This window comes from Legionella maceachernii (assembly GCF_900167045.1).
GTDB classification, from domain to species: Bacteria; Pseudomonadota; Gammaproteobacteria; order Legionellales; family Legionellaceae; genus Tatlockia; species Tatlockia maceachernii.
The window spans coordinates 133,129-152,187 of the sequence record NZ_FUXJ01000010.1; the positions used below are offsets into that span (position 1 = coordinate 133,129).

Here is a 19,059-nt window from a genome sequence, read left to right on the forward strand (position 1 = left end):
TTATAATCAGCCAAGTAACAACCAGCATAGGAAAATAAAAAGACCTAATACCATAAAAGTTGCATAATGGTATACGTATCCACTTTGTAGGTTTCGTCCCTTTTGTGCAAACCACCTAATTGTACGACCAGCTCCATTAACAATCATGCCATCGATAAGTCTTTGATCCCCAGTCTGGTAAAAAAATCCGCCCAATGCTTTAGTGCCACGAACGATAACATTCTCATTAAATGCATCGAACCAATACTTATTCACCAGGGTGCGGTAAATCCATGAAAATTTTTCTGATAACTTAGTGGGTAACGTGGGCATTGCGATGTAACAAATCCAAGCCACGACAATTCCAGCAATAACTAGCCAAAAGACCGGTGTAAGGAATGCATGCAATGCAGATTCCATGGGCGAACTCACTTCTCTTGCAATTTCAGCTAAAACATTATACTGAGGGAGCACAAACAATGAATCTCCGAACAACGATGTGGTATTAAAAAGCATCGGCATATAGAGAATATAACCAATGATTACCGAAGGAATTGCCAACAATACCAGAGGCAGCCATACTACCCAGGGTGATTCATGCAGGTGTGATGAAGTGTGTTCATCCATGCGTGGCTCGCCGTGAAAGGTCATAAAGAGCGCTCGAAAAGTGTATACAGCTGTTACAAATGCGCCGATAGCCACACAAAAATAAGCATACCCTGAACCTGGAATTTCTGATAATTTGGCAGCTTCAATGATTGTGTCTTTCGAATAAAAACCTGCGAAGGGGGGTATTGCACAAAGTGCCAAGGAGCCAATGACAAAAGTGACATAGGTTATTGGCATCTTTCGCCATAGACCTCCCATCTTGCGCATGTCCTGCTCATGGTGCATGCCAATAATAACGGAACCTGCACCCAAGAATAATAAAGCCTTAAAACAGGCATGGGTGAGTAAGTGAAAAATGCCCGCACTGAACGCAGAGGCCCCCATTGCCACCATCATATAGCCAAGCTGTGACAAAGTTGAGTAGGCAACGACTCGTTTAATGTCATTCATTACAATGGCTAGAATTCCCGTGAACAAGGCCCCCGTTGCGCCGATGACTAAAATAACGCTTAGCGTTACTGTTGACAATTCGACCATGGGTGAAATTCTGGCCACCATAAAGACACCTGCGGTAACCATGGTTGCAGCATGGATTAATGCGGAAATTGGCGTAGGGCCTTCCATCGATTCGGGTAACCAAACATGTAGAGGTACCTGTGCAGATTTACCCATGGCGCCAACGAAAAGTAATAAGCAAGTGACCGTGACTACTGACCATGGATGACCGTTGAACAATTCAATTGTCTGGGTAGCCAAACTGTCCGCGCTGCGAAAGACTGTTTCATAATCTAAGCTTCCAGTGTAACTTAAAACCAGTCCTATCCCTAAGATGAAACCAAAATCGCCTACACGGTTAACCAGAAAGGCTTTCAAGCTTCCTTGAATGGCCGACTCCCTTTGATACCAGAATCCAATGAGCAAATACGACACCAATCCAACCCCTTCCCAACCGAAGAATAGTTGTAAGAAATTGTTCGCCGTAACCAGCATAAGCATCATGAAGGTAAACAGGGAAATATAGCTAAAGAATCGTTGATAACCGTCATCATCAGCCATGTAACCAATACTATAAATGTGAACCAAAAAAGAGACAAAGTTAACAACAACGATCATAATCGCTGTCAGGGGATCAATGAGGAATCCTATGTTAAACGCATAGGGAAATAAATCACCTCCATTTGCCCAAGTGTATAGGTTGACATTGACGGGTTGGGAGGCACCACTCAGAATGACCGCCGAAACATAAATAGATAGAATAAGGGAAATCCCTACACCAGCAATAGTGACCGTATGAGCACCAATACGGCCTATTTGATTGCGAAAGAAACCGGCAATCACCGACCCAATCAGAGGCGCTAAGACAATTATTAGACAGAGTTGTTGAATGCTCACGTTTTTAACCTTTTAAATGATTCATCATATCGACATCGATATTGCCCCTGTTACGGTATAGCAACACCACTATGGCCAACCCTATGGCTGCTTCTGCAGCTGCGACTGTTAATATAAAGAAGACGAACACTTGACCTGCGACACCACCGTAATAGTGGGAAAAAGCGATGAAATTTGTATTGACTGCTAATAGCATCAATTCAATGCACACCAGCAGCAATATGACGTTTTTACGATTTAACATGATGCCTACAAGACCTAGGCCAAATAAAATTGCTGCCAATATCAAATAGTGGTTTACCGGTATCATTTCTATTCCTAGTGTTATTTCTCTGGCTTCATTTTGACAAGTTTTACTCTATCTTTAGGATCTGTCATGATTTGCTTTACAATATCCTGCCGCTTAGAGCGAACTCCTCCGCGATGCGCTAATGTTACCGCAGAGATTATTGCAACCAAAAGAAGCGCAGCTGCAATTTCAAATGGAAGCACGTAATCGGTGTAAAGCACCAACCCTATTTTTTCGGTATTAGAGGGAGGGTTTACCGGAACCAAATAATTCTCGCTGTTAGTGGCTTCTTGATAAATTTCCGTAGCATTACTTTTCTCGACGCTTGTGGAAAAACTACCTTCGGGTACGGCTATCATCAGCAAGCCAACAAGCAAAGCGACCAAAATAAGCGCAAAAGGAAGATATCTTAGAAAATTGGATTTCACTGACTCAGTATCAATATTAAGCATCATGACCACAAACAAGAATAAGGTCATCACTGCCCCTACATAAACCAGCACGAGAATGATTGCTAAAAACTCTGCTTCGGCCATAATCCAAATTACAGCGCTTGCGAAAAAGGTGACTACTAGAAAAAGCACACAGCGTACAGGGTTTTTTTGCGTAATTACCATCAGTGCTGACAGAATTGCTAGTCCTGCGAAACCATAAAAAACAATTTGTGTTAATAAATCATGCATTTTCTAACCCCGTTAGCGCCATTTCTTATCAGCTTCTCTGTCTGCAGCTAATCTTTTTTCCATTAAATCACCCACTGCAAGCAATTTTTCTTTGGTCATGATATTTTGACCGCGTTCGCTAATATGGTAATGGTGGATCGGTGTAACAACGATCGAATCAACTGGACATGATTCTTCGCATAAACCACAGTTGATGCATTTAAACATGTCAATATCGTAACGTGTAGTCCGTCGTGAGCCGTCTTCTCGCGGTTCTGATTCGATAGTGATTGCGAGTGCGGGACACACGGCTTCACACAGTTTACAAGCTATACATCGCTCTTCACCATTGGGATAGCGGCGTAGTGCCAATAGTCCACGAAATCGCGGTGATAAAGGCGTCTGCTCTTCTGGAAATTGCACAGTTACTTTTTTCTTAAAGAAATACAATCCTGTCACTTTCAAACCGGATAGTAATTCCAGAAGCAGAAAGCTGCGAAGATAATGTTTGATGTATCGATATGCTCTTTTCATTAGCCTGCTCAGTTAACTGGTTAAAACCACGGTTTAAGCTGTGTCATGACCATCAATGCGGTCACAACGACCCACACAATAGTCAATGGAATTAACACTTTCCACCCTAATCGCATTAATTGATCATAGCGATAACGCGGGAAAGTTGCCCGAATCCATAAGTACACAAAGAGGAAAAATGAGATTTTTACTAGTAACCATATAAATCCTGGGACAGGGAAGAAAATATCTTGGAGAACGGGGATCCCTTCGAAGGGTGATAACCATCCACCAAGAAATAAGAGCGCCATGATAGTGGAAATTAAAATCATACTGGCATACTCAGAGAGGAAAAATAGAGCGAACCCTATTCCTGAATACTCCACATGGAAACCCGCAACAATCTCAGACTCTCCCTCAGCTAAATCGAAAGGAGCTCGGTTTGTCTCAGCAATCCCCGCAATCCAGAACGTCATAAAAAGAGGTAACAGAGGAATAAACCACCAATGCCAAATACCACCGTGTTGTGACATAACAATGTCAGTTAAATTCATACTGCCTGCAGCAAGAAGAACCCCTACAATAGAAAAACCCATTGCGATTTCATAAGAGACTGTTTGCGCCGCACTTCTTAGTGAGCCAAACATGGCATATTTTGAATTCGATGCCCAGCCAGCAATTAGTACACCGTATACCCCTAAAGAACTCATCGCAAATAGGTAGAGTACCCCGGCATTAATATTGGCCAGAACGATCCCTTGCGAGAACGGGATTACAGCCCAACCCGCTAAAGCAGGTGCAAGAGCAAATAACGGTGCAACAATAAAAAGATACCTGTTCGACTTGGTCGGGATAATGAGTTCTTTCGTAATGAGCTTAAATAAATCAGCAAATGGCTGTAGTAATCCCTTGAACCCTACACGGTTAGGGCCTATGCGCACCTGAATATAACCAATCACTTTCCGCTCGGCATAAATCAGGTAAGCAACTCCAATGAGAAGTGGAATCACAATCACTAAAATCTTTATTATTATCCACAGCAAAATGCCAATGTCTTGTAGCATATCGTTACCTGTCTAGCGCTTAATGGTTATTGCAGCGAAGGAATGCCCTAAGTCTGCGGTTTCTGGCATTGCATTGGCCACCCACACTACATCCGGTGCCATGCGCTCATCTCGTTTTAGCGGCAATGTTATCTCAATATCACCTTGAGATACAGTAGCAACTTCATCTAATTTCAATCGATTAGCCGTGCTTGGGTGTATTCTTATACACGCAATTTCTGTTGCTGCACAAGTTTGTAATGCGTGGGCATGTCGTACGATCTGATCGCAACGGTAAAGCGGCCATTCACCTACCCGGACCAAATGTTGGTTACTGGGCGGTAGTGATTCCGAGAAATAAGGTTGGTATTTAACTTCGGGGGTTATCAATGCTAGCGATTTAACTTCCTCGCGCACTTCTTCAGATGAAGAATAATCAAATCCTTTGCAATGGAGTAAGTTTCCAAGAACCCTTAGAATTTTCCACGCCGGACGCGATTCACCATGAGGTCGTTGCGCGCCCTTGACCGATTGCCATACTCTGTCCACATTGAGGTAAGTTCCTGAGGTTTCTGCATACGGCGCCATGGGCAAAATAACATCCGCATAGTCGTGCATGGACTCATTTTCGAATGCGCTCAGCATTACCACGAATTCAGCACCCAACATGGATTGTCTCGCCCGATAAGGGTTTGCAAAATCAAAGCCAGGCTCTACACCGAGGAGTACATAACCTTTTAATTTAGCGTTCAGTGCACTTTGCACGTCCATTCCGATGGACTCGGATGATTTTGCCGCCGCTGTACGATGGGGTAGCATACCAGCTAAGCATGCTCCGGCACTATTTGCACCAGTCGTCAATCTAAGCACCTTAATATTATTATTCTCTTCCATAACATGAATTAAAGTGCGCAATAAAGATGCATCGGGGTGATTGTCACAAAGAGCGCCTGTAATGATTGCGGCATTCGGTTGTTTTAGCGCTTGCGCAATAGTTCGAGTGGCCTCATCAGGCTGAAGGCCTAACAACAATTTTTGTATTTCCTCAGGCAATTCTGCCACATTCTCTGTCATGGCAAGAAGAAGCTTCGCTAGCTGCATAGCCATTTCTTGTGGAGAAACAATGATTTTCTCTGTGACATCAAAGCGGTATTCGTAATCAACCGGATTAATGGCAAACAGCTTTGCTCCATTTCGAAACGCCTTGCGTGCGCGAATCCCTGCGAGAGGAACTTCTCTGTCTATGTTACACCCAAAAAGAAGGATCGCTTGCTGATTTTCTAATTCGCTGTATTTCAATGAGCTAGTAGGCATCGTGGGTAGATGATCCTGATCGCGGAAATCAGTTTGCTGAATACGATGATCGAGGTTATTCACGCCCAATTCGCGCATTAATTTTTGCAGCAAATAGAGCTCTTCAAGCGTCGACGAAGGTGAGGCAAACGCAGCAAATTGCTCTGGTCCATGCTGTTTAATGATACGACTTATTCCTTCAGCGGTAAATTTGAGCGCGGTTTGCCAATCAACTGTTTCCCACTGGCCATTTTTCTTGATTCGTGGTTGGCTTGCGCGCGCTTCGCTATTTAATCCCAAATAGCTAAATCGATCCCTATCGGAGAGCCAGGTTTCATTGATTTCTTCATTTTCTCTTGGCACTACTCGCATCAATTCATTTCGTCGAACATGAAGATAAACATTTGAGCCCAAGCAATCGTGCGGCGCCAAACTATCGTGTTGAGTCAGTTCCCACGCTCTTGCTGTAAACTGAAACGGTTTGGAGGTGAGGGCCCCTACTGGACAGAGGTCAATAATATTTCCCGAAACTTCTGAAGTGATACTGTGCTGCACGTAGGTGCCAATTTGCATGCTTTCACCACGACCAGTAGCACCTAGTTCACGCAAGCCAGCAATTTCTTCGCCAAAGCGAACACAACGCGTGCAGTGAATGCACCGAGTCATTTCGGTTGCAATCAATGAACCTAGATCATCATTGGCTACAGCGCGTTTTGATTCCTTATACTCAGAAGCATCATGTCCAAATCCCATGGAAATATCTTGTAGCTCACATTCACCTCCCTGATCACAAATAGGGCAATCCAAAGGGTGGTTGATGAGGAGAAATTCCATCACTGCTTGTTGTGATCGAACTGCTTCCTCCGATTTAGTATGTACTTTCATGCCATCGGTAATGGGTGTTGCACAGGCAGGAACAGGCTTACGGCTATTCTCAACCTCAACCAGACACATCCGGCAATTTGCGGCGACCGATAATTTTTTGTGGTAGCAGAAGCGTGGAATATAAATTCCTGCCTCGTCAGCGACCTCGATGATCATCTTGCCGTTTTCTACTTCAAATGTTTTACCGTCGATTTCAATGGTAGCCATTGTTTAACCTTCTCAAATTATGCTGCGACAACCGAGCGTTTGTGCTTAATAAAATATTCAAATTCATGATAAAAATGCTTCACAAAACTTTGCACAGGCCATGCAGCCGCTTCCCCTAAAGCACAAATAGTACGACCCTCAATTTTATCCGCTATATTCGCGAGTTTTTCTATGTCACCAGGCTCGCCATGTCCTTCCTTTATGCGATGTAATAAACGAACCATCCAGCCGGTTCCTTCTCGACATGGGGTGCACTGACCGCACGATTCTTCCATATAAAACTCTGAGATTCGGTACAAGGCATCAACCATGCAGGTGGTTTCATCCATAACAATCACCGCACCGGAACCTAGGCCTGAACCTGCCTTTTGAATGCTGTCATAGTCCATATCAAGATTCATCATGACATCACCCGGTAGTACCTTCATTGAAGATCCTCCAGGAATGACGGCTTTGATTTTTCTGCCATTACGAACGCCACCGGCTAACTCTAAAAGCGTCTTGAAAGGTGTACCGAGTGGTATTTCAAAATTTCCTGGGTTATTCACATGACCACTCACGCTAAAGCATTTAGTGCCACCATTATTAGGTTTGCCTAAAGTTAAAAACCACTCTCCGCCTTTTTCCATAATGACCGGAACAGAAGCGAAAGTTTCTGTGTTATTGATGGTAGTTGGCTTACCGTATAACCCATAATTGGCGGGAAAGGGGGGCTTAAATCGCGGTTGCCCTTTTTTACCTTCTAGCGAATTCAGTAGGGCTGTTTCTTCGCCACAAATATAAGCACCTGCGCCCAAATGATTATAAAGCTCAAAATCAAAACCACTGCCTAAGATGTTTTTCCCTAGTAAACCGGCTGCATAGGCTTCTTTTAATGCAGATTCCATTCGCTCAAAGGGGAGCCAAAATTCGCCACGAATGTAGTTATAGCCGACGGTTGCACCCATTGCATAGCCCGCGATTGCCATCCCTTCAATTAATTGGTGTGGATTACGGCTTAGGATTTCCCGATCTTTGCACGTTCCTGGTTCACCTTCGTCTGAATTGCAAACCACGTATTTTTGTACCGGTGAATTCCGATTCATAAAACTCCACTTAAGACCAGTGGGAAAACCGGCACCGCCGCGTCCGCGTAAGGCTGACGTTTTTACTTCCTCAATGATTTTTTGAGGGGGTGTTTGTTCTTGCAGAATTCGGCGCCATGCACTGTATCCGCCTATGCTCTCATAGGCTTTAAGCGTCCAGGGATTCTCTAGGTGGAATGTTCGGTAACAGACCTGATTTTGTTCAACCATGACAACTACCTCTATTGTTCATTCGTACTGTTCCAAAACTTTGTCAATTTTATCAGTGGTTAGATTTTCGTGGTAATTCTTATCCACCTGCATCATGGGGGCGTTAGCACAAGCAGCAAGGCATTCCACAGATCGTAGCGTAAACCGACCATCTTGGGTTGTCTCGCCGAGCTTAATACCCAATTTTTTCTGCAAATAGCTAACGACCTCTGATGAACCGCTAAGTTTGCAGGAAATATTAGTACAAACATTAATCAAATGGCGACCAATAGGTTGATGTTCATACATGGTATAAAAAGAAGCGACCTCGTACACTGCAATAGGCGGCATATCTAAATATTCAGCAACAGCATCCATCAGCTCGGGCGTTAAATAACCGTGCTCTTCCTGGACGATTCGTAAAGCGGCCAGAACAGCTGACTGCTTTTCTTCAGCTGGGTATTTAGCGATCCAATGGTCAATCTCATCGATACGGGCCGATGGGATGAACTGGCGAAGTAATTTTGTTGAATTATCGGGCATTCTTTCTAACCTTTAATGCGATAAATTAACCATCTAATTTATCGGTCAATCTCACCAAATACAATGTCTTGGCTTGCCAAGATTGCAACACCATCTGCAATCATATGACCTCTTGTCATTGCATCATAGCTGGATAAATGGGCAAATCCTGGAGCACGAATTTTCATGCGATAAGGCTTGTTAGCACCATCTGATACCAGATAAATGCCAAATTCTCCTTTAGGTGCCTCAACCGCAGCATAAACTTCCCCACTAGGTAAACAAAAACCCTCAGTGAACAACTTAAAATGATGAATGAGTGCTTCCATATCATGCTTCATTGTTTCTCGACGAGGCGGTGTAATTTTGTAGTCGTCGATTTTCACTGGCCCTGGATTCTTGCGCAGCCACTCAATGCATTGCCTAATGATACGGTTCGCTTGGCGTAATTCTTCAACTCGTACGAGATAGCGGTCGTAACAATCGCCTGTTTTTCCTACTGGAATGTCGAACTCAACCCTGTCGTAGGCCGCATAAGGCTGTTTTTTACGCAGATCCCAAGCAATCCCTGAACCTCTTAACATCGGGCCTGTGAATCCCCATTGCAGGGCTTCCTCGGGCGATACAACACCGATATCAACAGTACGTTGTTTCCAAATACGATTCTCAGTCAGCAACCCTTCATACTCATCGACTCGTTTTGGAAAACGCTCGGTAAATGCCCAAAGAAAATCAAGTAGGGATCCCTGACGATGTTCATTCATTTTTTCCACTTCGCGCTCATTGTGCCAACGAGAGGGCTTATACTGCGGCATTGCGTCTGGAAGATCGCGAGCTACTCCTCCGGGGCGATAGTAGGTTGCGTGCATACGGGCGCCTGAAACCGCTTCATAGCAGTCGAATAAGTCTTCTCGCTCACGAAAGCAGTATAGGAATACTGTCATTGCACCAATATCTAAAGCCACAGCCCCCAACCACAACAAGTGATTAAGAATCCTTGTTACCTCGTCAAACATCGTGCGAATGTATTTTGCCCGCAATGGAATTTCAATACCGAGCAATTTCTCGATGGCCATCACATAAGCATGTTCGTTACACATCATCGAAACATAATCGAGCCTATCCATATAGCCGATACTTTGGATATAAGGCTTCGTTTCTACTAGTTTCTCTGTGGCACGATGCAATAGTCCGATGTGAGGGTCCGCGCGAACAATTGTTTCACCCTCTAATTCAAGTACCAGACGTAATACACCGTGTGCGGCTGGGTGTTGAGGTCCAAAATTAAGGGTGTAATTTTTTAACTCAATCATTTTTCACCCCCGTGATTCTTAATATCCAGATACCGATTATCGTGTCGTATCACTTTAGGGACATTGATTCTCGGTTCTATGTTGACCGGTTCATAGATCACTTTTTGCAAAGTTGCATCGTAACGCATTTCGACATAGCCGCTGAGTGGGAAATCTTTACGGAATGGATGACCGATAAATCCATAATCCGTTAGGATACGTCTTAGATCAGGATGTCCATCAAATAAAATCCCGTATAAATCATACGCTTCGCGCTCAAACCAATTCGCGCCCTTCCAAATATTATGAACCGAGGGCACGATAAGATGCGATTCCTCGATATAACTTTTCACTCGTACCCGGTGATTTAGTTTTGTCGATAAAAGATGATAAACAACGGCAAAGCGTGGTTTAGACCAGATGTAAGCCTTTGCCTCTAAGGGTTCCGCGCCTCGAGAAAATCCACTTTCTGTAGCTGATTCGGTTTCCCAATCGTAGACGCCATAATGCAAATAATCTACGCCACAGAGATCAATGAGTTGATCAAAAGCAAACGCTTCATGCATGCGCAATTGATACAGTGCATCTTTTAAATGCCCAACCTCACACTCTAAAGTGATCTCACCATTCGCTATTGAGACATTAGTGACTAGAGTATTTAATTCTGTCGTTATTTTATCAGCCAAGTTCGTTAATTTTGTCATCGGATAGTTACCTGTGCTGTCTCTTAAACTTCAATCACTTTTTTGCGCCGAATTTTGTTCTGCAGCTGGATAATGCCATAAAGTAAGGCTTCAGCGGTAGGTGGGCATCCGGGAACATATACATCCACTGGAACAATTCGGTCACAGCCGCGTACTACTGAGTACGAGTAATGATAATAACCTCCACCATTGGCGCAAGATCCCATTGAAACAACCCATCTGGGTTCAGGCATTTGATCATATACCCTGCGTAGCGCCGGAGCCATCTTATTGCACAAAGTTCCTGCAACGATCATGACATCCGATTGACGTGGACTAGGTCGAAAAATAATACCAAAACGATCTAAATCATATCGGGCAGCCCCTACATGCATCATTTCAACCGCGCAGCAAGCCAAGCCGAAAGTCATTGGCCACATTGAACCACTGCGAGCCCAACCAAGCAGCTTCTCTACTGATGTGGTAACAAAGCCAGTTTTCTGCAAGTCAGCAACAGCCATAGCAAGCCTCTAATTGTTTTTGGATTAATATAACACCATCGATTAATTTTAATATAGAAACTGCCGGATCTACTCCCATTCAAGAGCGCCCCGCTTCCATTCAAAGATAAAACCAATTACTAATAGGCCGAGGAAGATCATCATCGCGGTAAATCCGAACCAACTAATCTTACGCAATACAACAGCCCAGGGAACAAAAAAGGCGGTTTCTAAATCAAATATAATAAACAGTATAGCAACTAGATAAAATCTTACATCGAAAGGAAGATGCGCATTCTCAAAGGGAGCGAACCCGCACTCATAAGGCGAATTTTTTGCGGCGTCAGGATTGTGCTTACCCAACAGTGCACCTGCTCCAAGCATTGCAAGACCTATGACAAGGGCGATTATAATAAAAACAAGTATCGGTAAGTACTGTGATAGCATCATTTTGTATCGCTCGGAGTTAAGTGCTCAGTTTCTGCCAGGAAACGGTTTTATTTGGCGCATCTTGCAGGAAGAATCACTTGTCGTCCTGAGCGTAGCGAAGGACCTCCTGACTCTTGTCAGTAACTTAATTCAGGAGGTCCTTCGCTACGCTCAGAATGACAGGTTTTCTCATAACCTGAGCTGTTACAGTTTAATGGTGCCGAAGGTCGGACTCGAACCGACACGGCTTGCGCCACCGCCCCCTCAAGACGGCGTGTCTACCAATTCCACCACTTCGGCATATCTATTAGAGCCTATTTACATTCCTACTGTCTTGGCAAAAAGTCTGATTTTGGCTCAAACTAACCCAATGTACATAGGTCTCTATTTATTTTCCGTTTTTACTGCTATCAACCGGCACTGGAACGCTAGATTCCGGTACAGTGGTTTGCTGAGGTATAACCTGTTGCCCTACTTTTTGGTATTGAGAAGACACCAAATAAGAGAGAGATAGGCTTGTAATAAAAAAAGTCAAAGCCAAACCGCCGGTTAATTTGAATAAGAAAGTTCCTGTGCCTTGGCTACCAAACACCGTATTAGAGGCGCCTGAGCCAAATGCAGCACCGATGTCAGCTCCTTTACCATGCTGTATCAATACTAAAGCTATTAAGATAATAGCGACCAGCACGTGAATCATTAAAATCAATTGATACATTTTACAATTTCCACAAACTGTTGTGCATTAAGCGATGCACCACCAACCAAGCCACCATCCACGTCTGACATGGCAAACAGTGAAGCAGCATTTTTTTCATTTACACTGCCACCATATAAGATGGACACCTGATTTGCAGCCTCTGGGTCAAAATCAGCGATGAATGCCCTGATTGCCATATGCGCTTCCTGAGCTTCCTCTGGAGTGGCGTTTTGCCCCGTCCCAATTGCCCATACGGGCTCGTAGGCTATAATGCAGTTTTTAAAGCATTGTTTGCTATTTTCTGTGACCGCTAACAACTGCTTAGCGAAAACTTGCTCTGTAAAGCCTTGTTCTCGCTCCTCCAGGGTCTCGCCTACGCAAAGAATCGGTATCATACCATGTTCTTTTACATGGTGGAATTTATCAGCAACAAATTTTTCACTCTCACCAAATAACCGTCTTCGCTCGGAATGTCCCACTAACACGTAGCGGCAATCATAGTCCTTTAACATGGGCGCAGAAATCTCTCCCGTAAAAGCCCCTGCATCCTGAGGATAGACATTTTGCGCACCCCATTTGATGTGGCTTTCACTTAAATACTCTTTAACGAGGGGAAGGTAAATGGACGGCGGCATAATCACGCAATTAGCCTTTACCTGTTCAACCAATGCAGTCAGAAGGTGGTGCAATAAAGATTTGACCTGCTCAACTCGGCCATTCATCTTCCAATTACCAGCTACAATCTTCTGCCTCATTTTGCCCCCAGTTTTGGTCTGGCGGGACTATACATCAAAGTTTAGGCAAATCCTAGTCTTCGATTGTTTTTTTAACCGAGATATTGAGGTTTTGATCGATTAGGGTGCGCCGGCTTGCACGTATTTGTGAGTCTTCGCTTTCTCAATCAGCTTGCGAAAAAACCTTTCTCTAAATGCACAATCTCGTCACTTAACCGCTGAGCATGAGATTGGACTTGCTCACTATTTCGTCCTTCCACCATGACTCTAAGCATAGGCTCTGTCCCAGAGGGGCGTAATAAAACTCGTCCTTCTCCTTGTAGTTCATTGGATAAATCAGAAACCATCTGCAGCACTTTAGGATTGGCCGCTAGAGACTCGGCGTTTTCAGTTTTTATATTGATTAATGCTTGTGGTAAGAGCTGAATGCCTTCGCATAATTCTTCTAATGTCTTTTCTTGTTTAATCATGCAGGCCAATACCTGCAAAGCAGCGATAATGCCATCACCGGTAGTGGTTTTGTCCAAACACACGATATGCCCAGAAGATTCACCACCAATTCGCCAATCTTGGTCTTTTAAAGTCTCCAAAACATAACGGTCACCCACTTTAGTGCGTAAAAAAGGAATGTCTAATTCGGCTAACGCTTTCTCTAATCCATAATTACTCATCAAAGTGCCTACAACCCCACCGTGTAATGAACCTCTTTGATATCGGTCTTTCGCAATAATGTAGAGAATTTGATCGCCATCAACAATGTTTCCTGCGGCATCAACGAGAATAGTTCTGTCTCCATCGCCGTCCAGTGCAATACCAATGTCTGCATTAGTTTGCAAGACGAGTTCGCGCATTGCTTCAGGCGCCGTTGAACCACATTTTTTATTGATGTTAAAACCATCAGGTTTATTACCCATTGCAATGACTTCGGCACCTAATTCACTAAATACGTTAGGAGCAATGTGATAGGTAGCACCGTTTGCACAATCAACGACAATTTTTAAACCGGACAAGCGAGTTAACGAGGGAATCGTTGATTTACAAAATTCAATATAGCGGCCTGGTGCATCTTTTATTCGTGTTGTTTTGCCTAACTTCGCAGAAGGGACTGTTTGTAAAGGCTTCTCTATTTCGGCTTCGATGGCAAGTTCCATGGCATCGGGGATTTTGGTTCCCTCAGCAGAAAAAAATTTGATGCCGTTGTCCTCAAATAAATTATGCGAAGCGCTGATTACAATGCCGGCGTTAGCACGTAACGTTTGAGTAAGGTAGGCTATCGCGGGAGTAGGCATAGGACCTAGTAAACAGACATCGATTCCGGCTGAAGACAAGCCTGCTTCCAATGCTGATTCCAGCATGTAACCAGATACACGCGTGTCCTTACCGATAATAATTTTTTTTCGCTGCCCATTAGCCAGTACTCGACCTAAGGCCCAACCAAGCTTTAATACGAATTCAGGATTAATATTTGATAACCCGACCTTTCCCCGAATTCCGTCTGTCCCAAAATAGTTTCGCTGACTCATTATCTTGTCCTCACCTTATTATTCTTTAACCCGCCGCATGAATGGCCTGAACCATTATGAGCGCCTGATTAGTCTCAGCAACATCATGGGTTCTTAGGATTGAAACACCATGTAGCGCACTAAATACAGCAATCGCCAAACCGCCCGCAATTCGCTTTTCAACAGGAGTATTAAGAATCACTCCAAGTGTGCTTTTACGCGAGACACCAATCATTACAGGCAGGTGATGCTGCTGAAATTTGCTCATTTGGTGGATAATGCGCATATTATGCTGAGGTGTTTTTCCAAAACCAAAACCGGGATCCAGAATAAGATTTTTACGCTTAATACCTGCTGCAACACACCTTTCAATGCGCTGCTGAAAGAAGAAATTAATTTCATCGACAACATCATCTTGATACTGAGGATTATTTTGCATTTTCTGCGGCTCTCCTTGCATGTGCATTAAGCACAGAGGCACATCCAATTTAACCGCCATAGCTAATGACTCATCACTGCGAAACCCAGCGATATCATTAATTATAGACGCGCCCGAATAGATCGCTTCATGCATTACTCGTGCCTTAGTCGTATCGATGGAGATGCAAATATCGCTTTCGGCACGAAGCCGCTTAATGACAGGAACAACTCGCTTTAATTCCTCCTCGCAACTGACAGGTAACGCACCAGGTTTAGATGATTCCCCGCCAATATCAATAATATCGGCGCCTTCTGCAATCATCTGATGCGCTCGCGAAAGGGCGTGCTCTAATTGATAATAACGACCACCATCTGAAAATGAATCGGGAGTAATATTAAGTACACCCATAATGAGTGGTTTTGGTGGTTTTCTCGTTGAAGTGGGTTGACTGTAAGATTCACACCATCGCTTAAATTGTTCTGCGTTCACATGTTTCTCGACAACAAAAAACCATCAAGCTCACTTAAACGTAATAGCTCACGCCTCTTCTCAATCAACTTCCCGCATTGTTCGCGAGATCCAGCAAGAATCGCTCACTCCTCACAGGATCTTGTGAGCAAGTCCCAAGGTGTTTGTGGAGTGAGCTCTCTTTAATAAACTTGAAGGTAGGTTAATAATCAGAATTAAGACCCTAGTGTTCACCAGCTGGGTGATCGATGGCTTTCCCATTGACAGATTTAGACGCCGTGTCTTCATCTTTTTTATCAAGTTTCTTTGCAGCTTCCCAATCATCGGGTGGTGAAGGCATTTGACCACTCATGATTTGAGCTATTTGCTTAGTATCAATGGTTTCGTACTTAATCAGAGCCTCTGCCATCACATGCAGTTTTTCCATATTTGCCAAAAGGATTTCTTTAGCTCGTTGATAATTTCTATCAATGATTTGCCTCACTTCTTCATCAATCTGTTGCGCGGTTTTATCCGAAATCTCTTTATGTTGGCTAACACTTCTACCTAAGAATACTTCGCCTTCTTCTTCGCCAAAAGTAAGTGGACCAAGATTAGATAGCCCCCAAGTAGTCACCATTTTACGGGCAATTTCAGTAGCGCGCATAATATCATTGGAGGCACCTGTCGTCACACTTTCGAGGCCAAAAATGAGTTCTTCAGCGATACGACCGCCAAACAGGCTGGATAATTGACTTTCTAATCGTCTCTTAGAATGGCTATAACGATCTTGTTCAGGTAAGAACATCGTTACACCCAGTGCACGTCCGCGCGGAATAATCGTCACCTTATAGACAGGATCATGCTCAGGCACTGATAAACCAACGATGGCATGACCGGCTTCGTGATAAGCAGTCAGCTTTTTCTCATTTTCATCCATCACCATTGAGCGGCGCTCAGCACCCATCATAATTTTATCTTTTGCTTTATCAAGCTCAATCATGGCGACTTTACGCTTATTGGCCCGAGCGGCGAATAAAGCTGCCTCGTTCACTAAATTTGCCAAATCAGCACCAGAAAAGCCTGGAGTCCCCCTGGCAATGGGTAAGATTTCGACGGATTTATCGAGGGGAACTTTTTGCAAATGTACTTTAAGAATTTGTTCACGGCCCCGAATATCAGGTAAAGGCACAACAACTTGGCGATCGAAACGGCCAGGACGCAATAAGGCAGGATCGAGCACATCGGGGCGGTTAGTTGCGGACATTACAATAACCCCTTCATTTCCTTCGAAACCATCCATTTCAACGAGCAATTGGTTAAGGGTTTGTTCGCGCTCATCATGCCCCCCACCAAGTCCTGCACCACGGTGACGTCCCACCGCATCGATTTCGTCGATAAAGATAATACAAGGTGCGTGTTTTTTAGCTTGCTCAAACATGTCACGCACGCGTGAAGCCCCTACGCCAACAAACATTTCCACGAAATCAGAACCGGAAATAGTGAAAAAGGGTACTTTAGCTTCACCAGCAACAGCTTTAGCCAGTAGCGTTTTACCCGTTCCAGGAGGGCCGACTAACAATACACCGCGTGGAATACGCCCGCCCAGATTTTGAAATTTTGTGGGTTCACGTAAAAAATCAACCAACTCTTTAACTTCCTCTTTTGCTTCATCAACACCAGCAACATCAGCAAAAGTCACTTTAACCTGGTCCTCACCTAGCAAGCGAGCACGAGACCGACCAAAAGACATTGCTCCACGACCTCCTCCACCCTGCATCTGGCGCATGAAGAAGACCCAAACACCGATGAGAAGTAACATGGGGAACCAGTTGACAAACAAATGCAACAAGAAGCTTTCTTGTTGTTTTTCTTGGCCACTCACATCGACTTTAGACTTCAATAACTCACCAAGTAAAGCATCATCTTGCATGGGCATGTACGTCACAAAGCGACGGTTATTCTTCGTTACTCCCTTGATAACTTTAGAGTCCTCAATGGTTACAGAATTAACCATTCCTTGATCAACTTCTCTTAAGAATTCGCTATAGGAAAGCTTTTCAGCTGAGGTATGGCGAGGACCAAAATTACTGAATACCGAGACCAGTACTATAGCTATTATCAGCCACAGAAATAAATTTTTTACCATGTCGTTCAAAGCATTGACCTCATTTGTGACGTATTTTTACGACGTTAGAACGATAAAGTTACGTAGCAGCTCACTCCGTATTTGGAAACGTTCATATTTAGCCGATCTTTCGTAAAATATGAACCTATTACGCAACACAGTCCTCCCACGTAAGAGCTATTACAAAGTTACTATAAATTATAGTCCTTAGCCAGCAAATAGGTTTCGCGCGAGCGAGAACGTGATGCTGAAGGCTTACGGACAACCACTCGCTTAAACTGCAATCGCACTTGTTTAATGAGTTCGTCGAATCCAGCCCCATGAAAAACTTTTATGAGCATCGCTCCTCCTGGTTTTAGCATGTTACTCGCAAAATCAAAAGCAAGTTCTGCTAAATACATCGCTCGCGGGATATCCACTGCAGCTGTACCACTCATATTTGGGGCCATATCTGATAAAAGCAAGTCCACTCCCTGTTTCGGCACTAAATTTGTTAATTCTTGGAGGACTGAGTCTTCACGAAAATCACCCTGGATAAAATTAACGTCGGGTAAAGCATCCATCGGAAGAATATCTAATGCAATAATAATACCACGTCCATCGAGTTTTTCTGAAACGTACTGTGTCCATCCTCCTGGCGCAGCACCTAAATCAACCACTGTCATGCCTGGTTTTAGTAAATGCTCTTTTTCATCGATTTCTTTTAGCTTATACACAGCACGGCTTCGATACCCTTCAGCTTGGGCTTTTTTAACATAGATATCATCAAAATGTTCGTGTAACCAGCGTTTACTACTTTTTGAGCGAGGCATAACTCTATTTATACTAAGAATGAATAGCGAATAATACCTAAATTTACTACCTTTTCCCAGCAAAACGTGCAATAATCCGCCATTTGCGATAAATTTTCATGAATACAACATTCAAACAAGCGTTAAAGGCAAAAGCGCATCATTTAAAACCCGTCATACTTCTAGGGGCGAAAGGTCTTACTCCAGCGGTGATTGAGGAAACAAATATCGCATTGACCACTCATGAATTAATAAAAGTCAAAATCAACGGTGTTGAGAAAGCGGAGAGGCAAATTATTGCCAGTGAGCTTTGTGCTCAGTTGCATGCGGAGTTAGTCCAGTTAATCGGAAATACCGCAATCCTTTATCGTAAAAATGAAGAGAACAATTAATTCCTAACGCTTTAATTCCCTCTTCATTCTGTCATTGAGTAATTTCTTTATGTATCAATAGGGTCTGTTGACAATTCACCTGCCGCCTACGTGCCGCGGCTTGTTCGCGGCATCCATTCGATCTAAATCATTGGCAAATTTCTTCATACAGGTCACGCCATTCAGGGTTTAGTTTCTCTATTAAATTTATTTTCCATTGTCTTGGCCAATTTTTGAAACGTTTTTCACGTCGTGCTGCTTCAACGTATAATTCATGTGCTTCATAATAGACCAGCATATGTACGTTATACTGAGCAGTGAAACCAGGAATGACTTTATTTTTGTGTTCCCAAGTTCGTTTAATGATGTCTGACGTAGAACCTACGTAAAGAGTAC

General features: G+C 43.7%; 20 protein-coding genes and 1 tRNA gene. 1 reads left to right on the forward strand and 20 read right to left on the reverse strand.

All coding sequences use genetic code 11. The features are described from left to right. Positions 1-6: 6 nt before the first annotated feature. The 19 genes from nuoL to rlmE all read right to left on the reverse strand — a co-directional run bounded on the left by nuoL (position 7) and on the right by rlmE (position 18,313). Complete coding sequence (gene nuoL / locus B5D33_RS10120) at positions 7-1,980, reverse strand: NADH-quinone oxidoreductase subunit L (protein ID WP_058451928.1); 1,974 nt, start codon at positions 1,978-1,980, stop codon at positions 7-9. 4 nt (positions 1,981-1,984) lie between these two features. Continuing rightward, a complete protein-coding gene (gene nuoK, locus B5D33_RS10125; RefSeq protein ID WP_058451929.1) occupies positions 1,985-2,290 on the reverse strand; it encodes an NADH-quinone oxidoreductase subunit NuoK in 306 nt (101 codons plus the stop codon). A 14-nt stretch (positions 2,291-2,304) separates the two neighbouring features. After that, positions 2,305-2,952: an NADH-quinone oxidoreductase subunit J gene (locus tag B5D33_RS10130; protein ID WP_058451930.1), complete on the reverse strand. Its 648-nt coding sequence runs from the start codon at positions 2,950-2,952 to the stop codon at positions 2,305-2,307. A gap of 12 nt (positions 2,953-2,964) precedes the next feature. Beyond that, entirely contained in the window at positions 2,965-3,465 is a 501-nt protein-coding gene (gene nuoI / locus B5D33_RS10135; RefSeq protein WP_058451931.1) for an NADH-quinone oxidoreductase subunit NuoI, read from the reverse strand. Between the two features lie 20 nt (positions 3,466-3,485). Next, entirely contained in the window at positions 3,486-4,508 is a 1,023-nt protein-coding gene (gene nuoH, locus B5D33_RS10140; RefSeq protein ID WP_058451932.1) for an NADH-quinone oxidoreductase subunit NuoH, read from the reverse strand. 12 nt (positions 4,509-4,520) lie between these two features. Then, entirely contained in the window at positions 4,521-6,872 is a 2,352-nt protein-coding gene (nuoG, locus tag B5D33_RS10145; RefSeq protein ID WP_058451933.1) for an NADH-quinone oxidoreductase subunit NuoG, read from the reverse strand. A 17-nt stretch (positions 6,873-6,889) separates the two neighbouring features. Further along, entirely contained in the window at positions 6,890-8,167 is a 1,278-nt protein-coding gene (nuoF, locus tag B5D33_RS10150; RefSeq protein ID WP_058451934.1) for an NADH-quinone oxidoreductase subunit NuoF, read from the reverse strand. A gap of 18 nt (positions 8,168-8,185) precedes the next feature. Further along, positions 8,186-8,689 (reverse strand): NADH-quinone oxidoreductase subunit NuoE, encoded by a 504-nt coding sequence (nuoE, locus tag B5D33_RS10155; RefSeq protein WP_058451935.1) that lies wholly within the window; start codon positions 8,687-8,689, stop codon positions 8,186-8,188. Positions 8,690-8,727: 38 nt separating this feature from the next. Next, a complete protein-coding gene (locus B5D33_RS10160; protein WP_058451936.1) occupies positions 8,728-9,981 on the reverse strand; it encodes an NADH-quinone oxidoreductase subunit D in 1,254 nt (417 codons plus the stop codon). Continuing rightward, entirely contained in the window at positions 9,978-10,664 is a 687-nt protein-coding gene (locus B5D33_RS10165; RefSeq protein ID WP_058451937.1) for an NADH-quinone oxidoreductase subunit C, read from the reverse strand. The genes B5D33_RS10160 and B5D33_RS10165 overlap by 4 nt, the downstream gene beginning before the upstream one ends. Positions 10,665-10,687: 23 nt before the next feature. After that, positions 10,688-11,164: a NuoB/complex I 20 kDa subunit family protein gene (locus B5D33_RS10170; RefSeq protein WP_058451938.1), complete on the reverse strand. Its 477-nt coding sequence runs from the start codon at positions 11,162-11,164 to the stop codon at positions 10,688-10,690. 69 nt (positions 11,165-11,233) lie between these two features. Further along, on the reverse strand, positions 11,234-11,590 hold the full coding sequence (locus B5D33_RS10175) for an NADH-quinone oxidoreductase subunit A (protein ID WP_058451965.1): 357 nt from the start codon (positions 11,588-11,590) through the stop codon (positions 11,234-11,236). 197 nt (positions 11,591-11,787) lie between these two features. Beyond that, positions 11,788-11,872, reverse strand: a tRNA-Leu gene (locus B5D33_RS10180). An 88-nt stretch (positions 11,873-11,960) separates the two neighbouring features. Beyond that, positions 11,961-12,287, reverse strand: coding sequence for a preprotein translocase subunit SecG (secG, locus tag B5D33_RS10185; protein ID WP_058451939.1), 327 nt, complete (start codon positions 12,285-12,287; stop codon positions 11,961-11,963). Continuing rightward, positions 12,275-13,024, reverse strand: a complete 750-nt coding sequence (tpiA, locus tag B5D33_RS10190; protein WP_058451940.1) for a triose-phosphate isomerase — start codon at positions 13,022-13,024, stop codon at positions 12,275-12,277. Before tpiA ends, secG begins: the two co-directional genes overlap by 13 nt. Before the next feature lie 146 nt (positions 13,025-13,170). Continuing rightward, on the reverse strand, positions 13,171-14,526 hold the full coding sequence (gene glmM / locus B5D33_RS10195; RefSeq protein WP_058451941.1) for a phosphoglucosamine mutase: 1,356 nt from the start codon (positions 14,524-14,526) through the stop codon (positions 13,171-13,173). A 25-nt stretch (positions 14,527-14,551) separates the two neighbouring features. Next, complete coding sequence (gene folP, locus B5D33_RS10200) at positions 14,552-15,415, reverse strand: dihydropteroate synthase (RefSeq protein ID WP_058451942.1); 864 nt, start codon at positions 15,413-15,415, stop codon at positions 14,552-14,554. A gap of 202 nt (positions 15,416-15,617) precedes the next feature. Beyond that, complete coding sequence (gene ftsH / locus B5D33_RS10205; protein ID WP_058451943.1) at positions 15,618-17,522, reverse strand: ATP-dependent zinc metalloprotease FtsH; 1,905 nt, start codon at positions 17,520-17,522, stop codon at positions 15,618-15,620. A 170-nt stretch (positions 17,523-17,692) separates the two neighbouring features. Continuing rightward, positions 17,693-18,313 (reverse strand): 23S rRNA (uridine(2552)-2'-O)-methyltransferase RlmE, encoded by a 621-nt coding sequence (rlmE, locus tag B5D33_RS10210; RefSeq protein ID WP_058451944.1) that lies wholly within the window; start codon positions 18,311-18,313, stop codon positions 17,693-17,695. A gap of 98 nt (positions 18,314-18,411) precedes the next feature. Here rlmE and yhbY point away from each other — a divergent pair, with 98 nt between their 5' ends. After that, complete coding sequence (gene yhbY, locus B5D33_RS10215) at positions 18,412-18,684, forward strand: ribosome assembly RNA-binding protein YhbY (RefSeq protein WP_058451945.1); 273 nt, start codon at positions 18,412-18,414, stop codon at positions 18,682-18,684. Between the two features lie 127 nt (positions 18,685-18,811). On the opposite strand, the gene B5D33_RS10220 is transcribed toward yhbY, so the two are convergent. Next, a partial coding sequence (locus tag B5D33_RS10220; protein WP_139364751.1) for a GIY-YIG nuclease family protein occupies positions 18,812-19,059 on the reverse strand: 248 nt, incomplete at its 5' end.